The sequence below is a fragment of the Synechococcus sp. UW179A genome, assembly GCF_900473965.1.
In the GTDB taxonomy this organism is placed as follows: domain Bacteria; phylum Cyanobacteriota; class Cyanobacteriia; order PCC-6307; family Cyanobiaceae; genus Synechococcus_C.
Genome location: NZ_UCNJ01000002.1, coordinates 172,643 through 185,392, shown reverse-complemented (window position 1 = coordinate 185,392; position 12,750 = coordinate 172,643). Strand labels below are relative to the sequence as shown.

Annotated in this window: 16 protein-coding genes and 1 pseudogene; 11 read left to right on the top strand and 6 right to left on the bottom strand. The window is 55.5% G+C overall.

Annotated features, from left to right (window positions below; genetic code table 11):
• Positions 1 to 275: 275 nt before the first annotated feature.
• The 3 genes from DXY31_RS00885 to DXY31_RS00875 are packed head-to-tail and all read left to right on the top strand — an operon-like array spanning position 276 to position 2,257.
• Complete coding sequence (locus tag DXY31_RS00885) at positions 276 to 491, top strand: hypothetical protein (protein ID WP_114991100.1); 216 nt, start codon at positions 276 to 278, stop codon at positions 489 to 491.
• A gap of 37 nt (positions 492 to 528) precedes the next feature.
• Complete coding sequence (gene moaC / locus DXY31_RS00880) at positions 529 to 1,005, top strand: cyclic pyranopterin monophosphate synthase MoaC (protein ID WP_114990721.1); 477 nt, start codon at positions 529 to 531, stop codon at positions 1,003 to 1,005.
• Positions 986 to 2,257: a molybdopterin molybdotransferase MoeA gene (locus tag DXY31_RS00875; RefSeq protein ID WP_114990718.1), complete on the top strand. Its 1,272-nt coding sequence runs from the start codon at positions 986 to 988 to the stop codon at positions 2,255 to 2,257. Before moaC ends, DXY31_RS00875 begins: the two co-directional genes overlap by 20 nt.
• Positions 2,258 to 2,271: 14 nt before the next feature.
• Here the strand turns inward: DXY31_RS00875 and DXY31_RS00870 are convergent, their stop codons facing one another.
• The gene (locus DXY31_RS00870) at positions 2,272 to 2,730 is read right to left on the bottom strand and encodes a molybdenum cofactor biosynthesis protein MoaE (RefSeq protein ID WP_371638909.1); all 459 of its coding nucleotides are present in this window, start codon (positions 2,728 to 2,730) and stop codon (positions 2,272 to 2,274) included.
• Positions 2,727 to 2,990, bottom strand: coding sequence for a MoaD/ThiS family protein (locus DXY31_RS00865; RefSeq protein WP_114990713.1), 264 nt, complete (start codon positions 2,988 to 2,990; stop codon positions 2,727 to 2,729). Before DXY31_RS00865 ends, DXY31_RS00870 begins: the two co-directional genes overlap by 4 nt.
• 60 nt (positions 2,991 to 3,050) lie before the next feature.
• Between DXY31_RS00865 and moaB the strand changes: the two genes are divergently transcribed.
• On the top strand, positions 3,051 to 3,566 hold the full coding sequence (gene moaB / locus DXY31_RS00860) for a molybdenum cofactor biosynthesis protein B (protein WP_114990710.1): 516 nt from the start codon (positions 3,051 to 3,053) through the stop codon (positions 3,564 to 3,566).
• A gap of 3 nt (positions 3,567 to 3,569) precedes the next feature.
• On the opposite strand, the gene cobA is transcribed toward moaB, so the two are convergent.
• Together cobA and DXY31_RS00850 are read right to left on the bottom strand one after the other, a co-directional pair.
• On the bottom strand, positions 3,570 to 4,358 hold the full coding sequence (gene cobA / locus DXY31_RS00855) for a uroporphyrinogen-III C-methyltransferase (RefSeq protein WP_114990706.1): 789 nt from the start codon (positions 4,356 to 4,358) through the stop codon (positions 3,570 to 3,572).
• Complete coding sequence (locus DXY31_RS00850) at positions 4,355 to 5,014, bottom strand: DNA mismatch repair protein MutS (RefSeq protein ID WP_114990703.1); 660 nt, start codon at positions 5,012 to 5,014, stop codon at positions 4,355 to 4,357. Before DXY31_RS00850 ends, cobA begins: the two co-directional genes overlap by 4 nt.
• 27 nt (positions 5,015 to 5,041) lie before the next feature.
• Between DXY31_RS00850 and DXY31_RS00845 the strand changes: the two genes are divergently transcribed.
• The 4 genes from DXY31_RS00845 (at position 5,042) to DXY31_RS00830 (ending at position 9,032) form a co-directional block, all read left to right on the top strand.
• Entirely contained in the window at positions 5,042 to 5,290 is a 249-nt protein-coding gene (locus tag DXY31_RS00845; RefSeq protein WP_114990700.1) for a hypothetical protein, read from the top strand.
• A 252-nt stretch (positions 5,291 to 5,542) separates the two neighbouring features.
• The gene (locus DXY31_RS00840; RefSeq protein ID WP_114990696.1) at positions 5,543 to 7,099 is read left to right on the top strand and encodes a ferredoxin--nitrite reductase; all 1,557 of its coding nucleotides are present in this window, start codon (positions 5,543 to 5,545) and stop codon (positions 7,097 to 7,099) included.
• Between the two features lie 300 nt (positions 7,100 to 7,399).
• A complete protein-coding gene (locus tag DXY31_RS00835) occupies positions 7,400 to 8,290 on the top strand; it encodes a formate/nitrite transporter family protein (RefSeq protein ID WP_114991096.1) in 891 nt (296 codons plus the stop codon).
• 22 nt (positions 8,291 to 8,312) lie between these two features.
• Positions 8,313 to 9,032 carry a HEAT repeat domain-containing protein gene (locus DXY31_RS00830; RefSeq protein WP_114991094.1) on the top strand — a complete coding sequence of 240 codons (720 nt, stop codon included), beginning with the start codon at positions 8,313 to 8,315 and terminating at the stop codon, positions 9,030 to 9,032.
• A 73-nt stretch (positions 9,033 to 9,105) separates the two neighbouring features.
• On the opposite strand, the pseudogene cynS reads toward DXY31_RS00830, so the two are convergent.
• Positions 9,106 to 9,518: pseudogene (cynS, locus tag DXY31_RS00825) on the bottom strand (cyanase).
• A 216-nt stretch (positions 9,519 to 9,734) separates the two neighbouring features.
• Here cynS and DXY31_RS00820 point away from each other — a divergent pair.
• Both DXY31_RS00820 and DXY31_RS00815 read left to right on the top strand, forming a co-directional pair.
• Complete coding sequence (locus DXY31_RS00820; RefSeq protein ID WP_114990692.1) at positions 9,735 to 9,899, top strand: cyanate hydratase; 165 nt, start codon at positions 9,735 to 9,737, stop codon at positions 9,897 to 9,899.
• A 72-nt stretch (positions 9,900 to 9,971) separates the two neighbouring features.
• Positions 9,972 to 11,042, top strand: a complete 1,071-nt coding sequence (locus DXY31_RS00815) for an anthranilate phosphoribosyltransferase family protein (protein WP_114991091.1) — start codon at positions 9,972 to 9,974, stop codon at positions 11,040 to 11,042.
• On the opposite strand, the gene DXY31_RS00810 is transcribed toward DXY31_RS00815, so the two are convergent.
• Entirely contained in the window at positions 11,003 to 11,470 is a 468-nt protein-coding gene (locus tag DXY31_RS00810; RefSeq protein ID WP_114990689.1) for a GNAT family N-acetyltransferase, read from the bottom strand. The two genes, DXY31_RS00815 and DXY31_RS00810, sit on opposite strands and share 40 nt — an antisense overlap.
• Between DXY31_RS00810 and DXY31_RS00805 the strand changes: the two genes are divergently transcribed.
• Positions 11,469 to 12,740, top strand: coding sequence for an MFS transporter (locus tag DXY31_RS00805; protein WP_170953466.1), 1,272 nt, complete (start codon positions 11,469 to 11,471; stop codon positions 12,738 to 12,740). The two genes, DXY31_RS00810 and DXY31_RS00805, sit on opposite strands and share 2 nt — an antisense overlap.
• Positions 12,741 to 12,750 lie beyond the last annotated feature (10 nt).

Genomic DNA, 12,750 nt, shown 5'->3' with positions numbered 1-12,750 from the left:
TGCACATCTTTAGCTGGAAACAGTGGCAACAACGACCAACGACGTGGCGCAAAGCAGAGATGCTCAATCCGAGGATGTTCATTGCAATGCGTTTCGCCCTCTCTCTGGGAATACTTTTCGGCTCGGCCCATGGCTGGTTGGCCTCCGAGGGACTCGCTTCCGGCCTGCTGCTGATCAACTCCCAGCAGGAAAGGCCCTCCCTGCAAAGTTTCAGTGGGTTCAGTAGCGGTTCTTACAGTTTTTATCCATAGTGGATGGAGATTTTCCATCTTCGAATGGCGAACTCCTACACAACAATCAGCTCGAGCCGTAGCCCAATCACGATTGCGGCAGGTTTCATCGGAGCCTTCATCGTGGCCTCTCTAGCCGTTCAGATGGTCCGTAGCCAACGTGCCGCAGTCGCTCCAGTCGCGACATCAGGGACTTCAACCCAGGTGGAGCCCGTGATCACTTCCCAGGCTGCTATGTGGTCAGTGCTGGCTGAGCGCTGATCCACGCTGACAAACTGAGTCAGCACCCGATTCATCGATGTCTGAACAGCTTTCGCACCTCACCAGTCAGGGTGAGGTGCACATGGTTGAAGTCGGTGATCGTGCCATCACCAAACGTGAAGCCACCGCGATGGGTTCTTTGGCGATGAGCACATCCACATTGGAGCTAGTGCTGCAAGGCGAAACTTCTAAAGGCGACTTGATGGCCGTGGCACGCATTGCTGCCATTCAAGCGGCCAAGCGTACGTCCGAGCTCATTCCTCTTTGCCATCCTTTACCCCTGAGTGGCATCGACGTAGCGATTGAACCGGACTCCTCATTGCCTGGTCTGACTGTGCAGGTCAGCTGTCGCACAACCGGTCAGACCGGCGTTGAAATGGAGGCGATCACAGGGGTCTCCATTGGGCTGGTCACTCTGTACGACATGTTGAAGTCGATTGAACCAGGCATGACGATCAACCGAATTCAGCTGCTGCACAAAGACGGAGGTCGCCATGGCAGCTGGAGCTGCTGACCCCTATGGCCGCGAGGGCCTGCAGCTTGTAGATGCTCGACAACGTGTCCTGGCATCTATCCAGGCTGGCAAGGCTCAACGTGCTGAAGGGTCGACTGAGACAGTTCCACTGGCAGAAGCTCTTGAACGCGTGAACGCAGCCCCAGTGCTGGCCAGAGCCGATATTCCCGGCTTCAGGGCCTCGATCATGGATGGCTATGCCCTAGGCCAGAGTGTGCAACCAGCCGTTGATGACACCTGGAGGTTGGTGGGCCGCTCCGCGCCAGCCGCCCCCTACCCCGCTGTCCTCGCCCACGGTGAAGCCATCCGAATTCTCACCGGTGCACCTTTGCCTGAGGGGGCTGAATGGGTTCTCCCCCAGGAACTGGTGCAGAGGCTGAACGACACTCTTTGCTTGAAACACGAGGCCTCTGCCAATCCATGGATCCGGCCGGCCAACGAAGAATGCAGTCAAGGATCCACCTTGCTGCACCCTGGCCAGCGCCTCGGACTCGCAGATCTTGCCCAAGCTGCCAGCTGTGGCGTTAGGCAACTCAGTGTGCATAGGCAACCACGAATTGGGCTGCTGATCAGTGGCGATGAGCTTGTTCCTCCGGGTGAACAGCGCCCTGAGGGATCCATCTGGGAAAGCAATAGCACCTTGCTCAAAGGCTTGCTGATGCAACTGGGCTATCGAGCGTGCGATTGCAGGGTGGTGGCCGATCAACCGCAGGCACTGCGAGAGACAATCCTTGAACTCAGTGCTTGCTGCGATGTGTTGGTGAGTACGGGAGGTGTTTCCGCCGGTGACAGCGATTGGATCCGACCGTTGATGAAGGAGCTGGGTCAAGTGGACTTCTGGAAACTGTTCCTCAAACCAGGGCGGCCCTTCGCCTTTGGGTATGTGGGAAATCAGCTTCCGTTCTTTGGCCTGCCAGGCAATCCCGTTGCAGCAGCCATCACGGCATTGCAACTGCTCTGGCCAGCACTACAGCTGCTAGAGGGGCAGCAGGAACCAGAGCTCTTACCGCGATTGCTTGTGAGCCTTGAAACGCCTTACCGGCGCAAGCCAGGACGACCGGAACTGGCCAGGGCTTCGCTGATCTGCACTGACGACGGACAACTGCGTGCCTGTATCGGTGGATCCCAGGCCTCCTCACGCATCGGCTCACTCCAGAATGCGGATCTGCTGTTGGAGATCCCCGCAGAATCAGACGAACTGGAATCTGGTGATCAGTTCTGGGCACAGCTATTACGACGGCGAATCCTCTGAGCCAACGTTCGGGCTCAAAGCGGCGTGTTCTCCGACAGCCAGGTCCCCTCGCCATCGCCATCGCTCCATTCCCGCTTCCAGAAGGGAGCGTCATGCTTGAGAACCTCAAGCAGCGCGGCACAGCAGCGTTGTGCAGGTCCACGCCGATCAGCACCAATCGCCACCAGAACGATCAACTCCCCGGGCAGCAACCGGCCTACACGGTGCAGCACAAGCGCGGAACGGACACCATGTTGCTGTAGCAGCTGGCGGGCAGAAGTCTCAATCAAACGTTCACACAAACCCGGGTAGTGACTGAGCTCAAGGGCCTCCAGCGCTCGTCCATCCATGGCGACATCGCGCACGCGCCCGATGAATATCGCTGTGGCGGCATCCATCTGAGAACGCAACCAAGCGTCGAGCTCCAAAACACCCGAAGTGGGTTGGTCAAGAATGACAATCTCCAAGTCGACCGGCTTCGACACCACGATCAACCTCCAGTGAATGGTGGCAGGAAAGCCAATTCATCACCCGCGTGCACCAGATGATCGGCGCTGACGATCTCCTGGTTAATGGCAACAAGCACCACTCGAGGTAAGTCACCAAGTTCAAGCTGATTCCAGATCTCTCTAGCTGTCTGCACAACTGAAGAATTCAGTGGGATATAACGATCAGACCAGCCAGCCTGGTCCCGCAGTGAGGCAAACAGCAGCACTTTGACCGAATCAGCCGGATCGGACTGCCTGCCTTTCATTCATGCCATCCGAAACCATCACGGTTCTAGCGTTGCCGCTCACACCTCAATCAACGCTGCGTGCTGTCCATTGCTCTGCTGACGATTTCAGACAGTCGGACCCTGGAGAACGATCCAAGCGGAGATCTGCTTCAACAACGACTGATCGATGCCGGTCATCAATTGCAGACTCGTGCAATCTGTCCCGACGACCGCTACCGGATTCGAGCGCTCATCAGCCAATGGATCGTCGATTCAGCTGTTGACGTGGTGATCACCACAGGCGGCACAGGCCTGACTGGACGCGACGGCAGCCCTGAAGCGATCGCCCCGTTACTGGACAAGACCATCGATGGGTTTGGCGAACTGTTCCGGATGCTCTCTTTCCAGACCATCGGCACGAGCAGCCTGCAGAGTCGCTGCCTTGCCGGAGTGGCCAATGGCACGTTCATCTTCGTTCTGCCTGGATCGCAGGATGCCGTCACCACAGCCTGGGAACAACTGATCTCAGCCCAGCTGAACACCGAGACACGCCCCTGCAACCTGGCGCAGCTCAAATCGCGGCTGAAGGAATCCGCAGACAGGCCGGCAATCTGATCGTCAGAACGGGATCGGCATCGTGACATCCGCTGGCCGGGGCGCACAGGACTCCACCTGTTGGTTAACCACATCTCCCACCACAATCACAGAGGGGGAAGCAAAGCCTTCACTAAGGGTGCGTGCGGCCACATCGGAGAGGGTCGCCTTGAGACAACGTTGTCCGGCCACGGTTCCCTGCTGAATCACAGCCACTGGGGTCTCGGCACTGAGACCTCCTGCCTCAAGCTCAGCAGCGATCTTCGGCAGGTTGTGAAGGCCCATATAAATCACCAGCCCATCACTGGCTGTTGCCAGAGACCGCCAATTCACCGTGGGGCGCCGTTTGTCGATCTCTTCATGACCGGTCACAAAGGTGACGGAAGAACCAGCGCGACGATGGGTCACTGGAATCCCTGCGTAGGCAGGTGCAGCGATTCCGGCGGTGACCCCAGGCACCACCTGAACCGACACGCCATGTTTGACCAGATGCGCCGCCTCCTCACCACCGCGTCCGAACAGAAAAGGATCCCCGCCCTTCAAACGAACAATGCAGCGGTACCGAGCTGCCAACTGCACTAAAACCGCGTTAGTGCTTGGCTGCGGCACGGAATGATGCCCACGACGCTTGCCAACGAAATGGCGCTCGCAGTTCTCAGGCACCAGATCAAGAACCTCTCGAGGAACCAGAGAGTCGTAAACCAGTGCATCACAGCGACCCAAAAGCCGGTGGGCCCTCACCGTGAGTAAATCGGGGTCTCCAGGGCCTGCACCAACGAGGTAAACGGTTCCAATGAGTTCGGCAGTCTTCACGGCAGAGCGGCAAGCAAGTCGATCAGGCCCTGACGAATCAGGGCAAGGTCAAGAAGCGGTGGAAGACTCCCAGCCTCGCTCAGTGCCTCCGTCATGCGGTTGGGGGCGAGCGCAAGCATCAGTGGGTGCGCCTCCGGGTGGCTCTTCTGATAATCAAACCAATAGTCGAAAGACAGCAGCGGTAGCCCCATTCGAGCGGACAACCCCAAGAGAAAACGATCCGCCTCCTCAGAACTCAAGGGGTGATGAACAAGAACCGAGCCCTTAGTAGCAAAAGGCTGAAGCGCTTCAGCCACAAGAGCCCACCAACATTGCCAGGAGCCGAGAAAAGGAAGCAACTCAACGTCCGCACCTTCACGCTGCATACGATTTCTGATCTCAGGCACATCCGCACGCGCATGGGATCCCGGCCAGAGCAAAAGAGGAACCAACCAACTCGCCTGCTCAGGACACTCTGGTGGCGAGTCGGCAGTGAGCACCTCCAGCTGCACAGGAGCCTGACGACGCTGCTGAAGTGCCCGGCGCAATTCGATCAATGATTCAGGCACAACACCACCAGAACGCCCATGCACAACCAACCTGATCGCCCGCTGACCACCCAAATCACTATTCCGTAGCAATGGCCACGGATCGATGGCCGAGCTGGCTGTTGTCATCGATGGTTCATCATTACCCCTGCTGCCATGTCGCGCCATCGATCTATCGATCGCACTGTCTTTGAAGGTCGATACCAGCGCGACACGACCGTTCAAAGCTATCGCTCGAGGAGAAGTGACCGGCATTGGCCTGCCGATGGCAGACCCAGAACGCTTCGGGGAGATGGGCAACTCAGAAGCGAACTTGACAGGGATTTCGCCGCCATGAAACGCGTCTGGCAGATGCTTCGCTACGGAGCCATCCGAATGGTCGGCGAAATTGGACGTCAATACTGAGTCTGCTAAAGGCTGCCTTCTAGGGCTCAGCCAGGCGGATCAGATGTAGTCACAGTCACCAATTCGCCCATCCCATTGATTTCAAGCGTCAGCAGGGGAAATTGTTCGATCCACTACGGACAGCCCACTGACAAGCCTCTTAACTGCTGCTGCTGCAGCGCTCCCTTTCTTTTTGAAGCGCAGGTCTTTTGGCCACTCTGATTGATCAGCACCATTTCATGACCAATCACTCGCCCCTCGCTCAACAAGATCATGACGATTAGCTCTCCTTCCAGACCCTATCTGGATGGCAAGAAGCTGAATAGGATTGAACAGAATAAGTCGGCAAAAGATGGACTTCTAGTTGGTAGTGAAATCGATAAATTTGCCGAAATGGGTTGGGAGCAGGTTGATGAAACTGACCTTCAACTTCGCCTCAAGTGGTATGGAATGTTTTGGCGGCCAAAAACTCCAGGCAAATTTATGTTGCGCCTGCGAGTCCCCAACGGTGTTCTCTCAGCTCAACAATTGCGGGTCGTCGGATCCATTGTTGAACGCTACGGAGATAACGGTAGCTGCGACATCACTACAAGACAAAACCTGCAGCTAAGGGGAGTTCTTCTTGGTGACCTGCCAGAAATTCTTAAGCGGCTAGAGGAAGCTGGCCTTAGTACGATCCAATCGGGTTTCGATAACCCTCGTAATGTTACAGGAAATCCAATCGCTGGAATTGATCCGAATGAAATCGTCGACACCAGACCGTACACAGATGAACTGGAACAGTTTTTAACAAATAATCGCAAAGGAAATTCTGAGTATTCCAATTTGCCACGAAAGTGGAATACAGCAGTCGCTGGTGCAAAAGACAACTTCCTGCTTCACAACGACATTGCATTCCACCCTGTTGAAAAGGATGGGGTGTTGGGCTTCGGTGTCTGGATTGGTGGCATTCTCTCATCACAGATGAATGCCTATGCAATCCCCCTAAATGCCTGGGTCAGACCAGATGAAATTTGTCGAATGACCGATACGGTGATCCGCCTCTGGAGGGATAACGGCGAGCGCAACAAGCGTCCGAAAGGCCGATTCAGAATGTATCTCGATGAAGTTGGCCACGACAACTTCCGCAATCAGGTTGAAGAACTTTTTGGGCCGCTTACGCCCGATCCCGGGTCTGTCTTCGACACCACACCCCGATCGCATTACGGCATTCACCCGCAAAAACAAGAGGGATTTGTTTTTGCAGGTCTTCACGTGCCGGTAGGCCGCCTGACAGCACAGGATCTGCATGATCTGGCCACTGCGAGCATCACCTATGGAGGCGGAGAAGTGCGTTTGACCGAGGATCAGAACGTCATCATCGTTGGACTGCCACAAGCACAGGTCGAATCCTTTGAAAGTGATCCTCTGCTCGAAAGATTTCCATTAGAACCCGGCGCGATTTCAGCTGGCACCGTGTCATGCACAGGCAGCACCTACTGCGGTTTTGCACTGACCAACACCAAGGATCAGGCTCTGGCCGCCGCAAAGGAACTCGATCAAGAGCTAGAACTACCTGAAGAATTGAAAATTCACTGGACCGGATGTCCCAACAGTTGCGGACAGGCCTACATGGGGGCAATCGGTCTAACGGGGGCCAAGGCCAAAAACAGTGAGGGCAAAACAGATGACGGATACACGATGACACTTGGAGGGTCCCAGGGACCTAATCCAACAGTGGGTGAATTACATCAGAAAGCAATTCCTGCGGAAAACATCAAAGAAGTTCTAAAGGAAGTTCTGATCGAACGCTTCGGGGCAAAGCCACGGCGTGAAATGTCGAACAGATAATTAGATCAGGAACTACGCCAGTGTTGGTGCTGACTTTTTGAGACCACCACGGATCACTGATCTGATTGCAAACGTGTAGGAGGTTCTTGATGTCTAGGAACAATGATTTCTACTCAAGACTGATCAACAGGTGTACAAAAGCTGAAAAGGACAAACAGCCCATTTCACGAGCAGAACATCAACCGGATCCATTTTCCAAATTGATGGACATGATCAGCAGTTAATTGTTGATCGCAGTAGAGCGTTTACCACTAATCCCCAATTATTCACATTGAAATCATGAATGTGACTGCTTCTCAGATGGACTATGTCTTACCCAACGAACTTGTCGACGGCATGATCGGTGCTGGCGGCAAAAAATCCACCGTCAGCGTCAAAAATCTCTTAATCAGAGGATTTTATTCAGGAGCAATCCTTGGCCTGGCCGTGATCCTTGCGCTCACAGTGGGTCTGAAAAGCGGTCAACCCTGGCTAGGCTCACTTCTCTTCCCATTCGGTTTCGCCAGCATCGTTCTGTTTGGCATGGAATTGGTGACAGGCAACTTTGCCCTTCTGCCGATGGCCACCTGGGCAGGCAAAAGCACCTGGGGGGCAACCTTCCGTAATTGGGGCTGGGTTTGGCTCGGCAACTGGATCGGAACTGCCGTGGTGGCAATTCTGATGGCCATCAGCCTCACCAGTGGAGGAACTGTTGACCCCGCATCAGCTGCTGAAGGAGGTGCGATGTGGCAACAGGTGGCTGCAAAAATCATCGCGTTAAATAAAACCAACGTGGTTGTTAAATATGAGAATCTTCAATCTCTTGGTTTCTTCCTAGCCATCGTCCGGGGTTTGATTGCCAACTGGCTAGTTTGCCTGGGTGTGACGATGGCCCTGGTCAGTAAAAGCGTTCCTGGAAAGATTCTGGCTTGCTGGCTGCCAATCACAGCCTTCCAATCGATGGGCATGGAGCACATTGTGGTGAATCAATTTCTGCACACTGCAGGGCCAATCCTCGGTTCTGGAGTTCCCTTTTGGAAATGCATTTTCTGGAACTTCCTACCCGTCACCATTGGCAACATCATTGGTGGCATGGTGTTTATCGGAATGCTCTTTTACAGCACCCACCGCACCAACATTGGCAACGTGCTGCCCGGCGAGCACGATGACAAACTGGAACGCGAACTAGCCGCTGAGCTCGGCGCCCGCTAATTGACATTCTGTGTCTCAACCCGTGAATGAATCCGTTCTCTGGGAACGGCTTTCAAAATCACGACGAGCTCCATTGGAGCCCGAATGGCTGGAGGAGGTTTACTCTCCCAGCGTTTCAGTTGAGCTGCGTCGTGCTCTCTGCGAAAAAATTGGAATGCTGGCTGAACGCGGCTGGCCAATCATTGAACAATTAATTCAGCGGCATGGCCCCCTGCCCGATCTGGTGCATGCCGCTGGACTCTGCCACCAACCAGGTGCAAGGGACTGGCTGCTTGATCAACTGAGAAACAGCTCCGGATTAGCTGAGGTCAACCTCTGCATCCTTGAGGCATTGTCTTGCTGGGGTGCAGATGTTCCAGAAGATGTGGTGCAGGAGTGTTTAGAGCATCCCGGTCAACATCATCGCTTGGCGGGCTTGCAGTTACTGGGTTTCCGCTCTCACAGCCTGAGCGACGACGCATTGCTCAAGTTGTGCACTGAACCACTGAGTGACTTTAGGGATCCGGTGGTGATTGCCACCATTCGGGTATTGCAGCGCAGAGATGGCGCCAGCATCAGTGAACGCTTGTCGGATCTATGCAAAACCGGATCCGATGATGTGGCTGCCGCAGCTTTCAGAGCCCTGGGCTGCATCGCAACCCCGATCAGTCAAGGTTGCCTAAAGGAGCTCAGTGAAACACTTAGGAGTGAATCACGCAAACGACTTGCCTGCCAACAATTGCAACAGCAGTTTCGAACCTGAGCAAACAAAAGCCCGACAGATGCCGGTCTTGAAAAATTTATCGCAAATACTTCAGTGAAAAGAAACCATTGAATCACCACTTTTTGCATGGAAGGAACTTTCCGCACATCGTGATCTGAACACGATCGCCGTTGGAATCTTCAATTTTATCCACATCAAGCGTGAATCGATAGCACTCATGATTCCATCTCCGAACTTTTCCTGAATCACATCCTTCAACGGCATTCCATAAACCTGCATAATCTCGTAAAACCGATAAATCAGAGGATCAGTTGGAATCACAGGTTCCAGGCTGCCTTTGGTCGGAAACTCTTGAATCGCGGCTGTGACCGCAGGGTCCAACGACAGCAAGGACGCCAACTTTTCCGCCTCATCGGCAGAGGCTGTGGACTGTCCATAAAACAGAGATGCAATCCACACTTCGTCAAGCCCAAGAGCTGCCACAAGATCCGCGAAACTCATCCCTTTCGCTTTTTTTGCAGCCATCAATGAAGCGGTCAATGTGGTTGGCGAAGGAGCTGTCAAAGATGGCGTTGAGATGGACGAAATAGTCATAAAATTACTGAAACGCAAAGACCAGCGTCAGGCCTCCCACTAGAAAACAGCTACAAAGACAACCAAAATCAAATCCTAATTTGGATGCATTGACTACATCTTTACAGATTCACAAATGCTCTATTACATTCATTAAACGTGTGATCGATGAACAATCTTCTCCGCACACTCACCACGCTTCTGAATAGCCAACAACACAACCCCAGCGTCACCACAAGCTTGGTGCTCGAGCGCCTCTATTACGCCGATGGCCGCCACAACCCAAGCCATCCTCAACATGGACGTTTCGATGGTCTCTCGCTGCTGACCTAAATCAATTGGTAGCAAACGCTACCCCTTAGAGTGACCCCGCTGCAGAACACTGCATCCAGTGGAGTTACGACCTTGACAAGCACTGTCTATGGCGGTCGTGAACGCTTTAAGCAGCACCTGCGCAAAGTCGGGAGCGGCGAACACACCAGCAAGGGCTTGAGTCGCGAGGAAGCTGCCGATGCTTTGGAACTCATGCTCAGGGAGGAAGCCACGCCGGCACAAATTGGCGCTTTTCTGATTGCTCACCGCATCCGCCGGCCTGAGCCCCAGGAGCTCACCGGCATGCTCGACACCTACAGAACGATGGGGCCCGTTCTTCACAGTCCTGCTGATCAGAAAAGGCCACTCTGCTTCGGCATGCCGTTTGACGGTCGGACAAGAACTGCGCCCATCTACCCCCTGACCAGCCTGGTATTGGTGGCCTGCGGTCAACCGGTCGTCCTGCAGGGAGGTGACCGGATGCCGATCAAATACGGCATCACAGCCGTCGATCTATTCCGCCTTCTGGATCTCAATCTGAGTGGACTGCCGCTGAGCACTGTTCAGGAAGGGTTCAACACGCATGGCTTCGCTCTGATCCACCAGCCTGATCACTTCCGTATCGCGGAAACCCTGATTGATTACCGGGAGCAGCTGGGGAAGCGACCTCCGCTTGCCAGCCTTGAGCTCATGTGGACGGCCCACCAGGGTGCGCACCTCCTGGTGAGTGGATTTGTGCACCCTCCAACCGAAAGCCGGGCCTGGGAAGCGCTCAGGCTCGCCGGCGAAACCGACCTGCTCACAGTGAAAGGCCTCGAAGGCGGGACGGATCTGCCCATCGGCCGAGCCTGCATCACGGCCCGTGTCCGCAATGGAAAAGCAGAACGCATGATCCTTCATCCGCGCGACCACGGATGCCACAACGCAGATGTGGAATGGACATCGGAAAGCACCTGGCAGAGCCAGGCATTCGAGGCACTCAGAAACCATGGCCCCCTCAGCGAAGCTCTGCGCTGGAATGCAGGTGCCTATCTCTGGAACGCTGGCCTGAGCGACAGTCTTGACTCGGGCATTGAGATGGCCACCGCAGTGCTCGATCAGGGTCGAGCACTGGATCAGCTTGATCAGCTGCGCAGCTTGTCCAGTACTTTGTGCATCCGATAGCGCTCAAAGGGCACTCCGGCGATCGTGATCGTTTCAGGAGCGACAAGCCTCCAGCCATAGCGCTCGAACAACGGGCGACTGAACTGACTGGCTTCAGTGCGCAGAGATGTAACTCCATCCGCGATCGCATCGGCTTCAATCCTCGCTAGGAGTGCTTTGCCGTGGCCCTGACGCGCCGAACGCCCTCGGCAATACAGAAGAGCAAGCCTGTCCAGCGGATAGCGGATCGCAAAGGCGGCATCCTCGCCACTGATCCAGCCGGATCCCTCCTTCAGGGTTTGATCCAACACTCCCGGCAACCAGGCGAGTGCAGCCCAGGACTTCACTTGCTGGTCCGAATACAACTGGGGAGCCTGACTCTCAATGGCATCGGCATAGATCTCCCGCAGGAGAATCTCATCAGCTGGAACGATCAAACGCAGGACCATGGCCGATGCCTATGGGAATGTGAGTCTCACCTGCCCAGCGGCTGCCTTGCAGCGACCACGCATTCCCACCCTGCTCAGCGCCTTTCTGACGCTGCTGAATGACCGACTCAGCGAAAGCATCGTCTTCCCACTACTGCCCTTCCTGTTGGCGAGCTTCAACGCCGACGGGCGCACACTAGGTCTGCTTGCCGGCAGCTATGCACTCGCACAATTTGCAGCCACTCCCCTGATCGGAGCCCTGAGTGATCGATTTGGCCGCCGGCCAGTAATCGCTACCTGCGTTGCTGGGTCGGTGCTGGGTCTGGGCCTATTCGCACTCACAGTGAGCCTGGACTGGCCAAAGGGGGCCATCCTGCCGCTGATGCTGCTGTTCGGCGCTCGACTGATCGATGGTGTGAGCGGCGGAACCGCCGCCACCGCTGGAGCCGTGCTGGCTGATATCACTCCAGAGGAACAGCGGGCACGCGCCTTCGGTCTGATCGGAGTGGCCTTCGGTCTCGGTTTCATCATTGGACCATTCGTTGGAGGACAACTGGCCCGTATCAACGTGACGGTGCCGATCTGGGTGGCCACCGGTTTCGCCCTGGTGAACCTGCTGGTGGTGCTGGGTTTACTGCCGGAGACCCATCCCCGCACAGCCCGCCAAGCCATGCCGCGCAAACGGGACCTCAACCCCTTCGCCCAGATCGCCAAGGTGATTGGCAACCCCGCTGTCGGGCGACTCTGTCTCAGCTTTTTCCTGTTCTTTCTGGCCTTCAACGGCTTCACCGCCATCCTGGTGCTCTATTTCAAACAGCGCTTCAACTGGGGCCCAGAGCTGGCCACAACCGCCTTCCTGATTGTGGGCGTGGTGGCCACCGTGGTGCAGGGAGGCCTGATCGGTCCCCTGGTGAAACGACTCGGAGAATGGAAACTGACCTTGATCGGTCTGGGCTTGGTGATCCTCGGATGTCTGCTGATTCCCTCGACAGATCCTCAACAGGCCCAGGCCGGTGTGTTCAGCTCCGTGGCAATCCTGGCCACTGGTACTGGCCTGGTCACCCCTAGCTTGCGCAGCCTTGTGTCACGTCGGCTTGACTCCGAGGGACAAGGCACGGCACTGGGCAGTCTTCAAGCACTGCAGAGCCTGGGAAGTTTCCTAGGACCACCCTTAGCAGGACTGAGTTACGACCTCTTGGGACAGATCAGTCCCTTCGTTGGCAGTGCCTGCCTGCTGATCATGGTGATGCTGCTGGTGGGAGGCAGCCCGCTGCCCTCCAGAACGCAATGACTGAAACAGC

Coding starts and splice junctions, on each gene's coding strand:
- DXY31_RS00885 (WP_114991100.1), top strand. CDS start 276: ATGGCGAACTCCTACACAACAATCAGCTCGAGCCGTAGCCCAATCACG.
- moaC (WP_114990721.1), top strand. CDS start 529: ATGTCTGAACAGCTTTCGCACCTCACCAGTCAGGGTGAGGTGCACATG.
- DXY31_RS00875 (WP_114990718.1), top strand. CDS start 986: ATGGCAGCTGGAGCTGCTGACCCCTATGGCCGCGAGGGCCTGCAGCTT.
- DXY31_RS00865 (WP_114990713.1), bottom strand. CDS start 2,990: ATGAAAGGCAGGCAGTCCGATCCGGCTGATTCGGTCAAAGTGCTGCTG.
- DXY31_RS00850 (WP_114990703.1), bottom strand. CDS start 5,014: ATGACAACAGCCAGCTCGGCCATCGATCCGTGGCCATTGCTACGGAAT.
- DXY31_RS00845 (WP_114990700.1), top strand. CDS start 5,042: ATGTCGCGCCATCGATCTATCGATCGCACTGTCTTTGAAGGTCGATAC.
- DXY31_RS00840 (WP_114990696.1), top strand. CDS start 5,543: ATGACGATTAGCTCTCCTTCCAGACCCTATCTGGATGGCAAGAAGCTG.
- DXY31_RS00835 (WP_114991096.1), top strand. CDS start 7,400: ATGGACTATGTCTTACCCAACGAACTTGTCGACGGCATGATCGGTGCT.
- DXY31_RS00820 (WP_114990692.1), top strand. CDS start 9,735: ATGAACAATCTTCTCCGCACACTCACCACGCTTCTGAATAGCCAACAA.
- DXY31_RS00805 (WP_170953466.1), top strand. CDS start 11,469: ATGGCCGATGCCTATGGGAATGTGAGTCTCACCTGCCCAGCGGCTGCC.
- DXY31_RS00810 (WP_114990689.1), bottom strand. CDS start 11,470: ATGGTCCTGCGTTTGATCGTTCCAGCTGATGAGATTCTCCTGCGGGAG.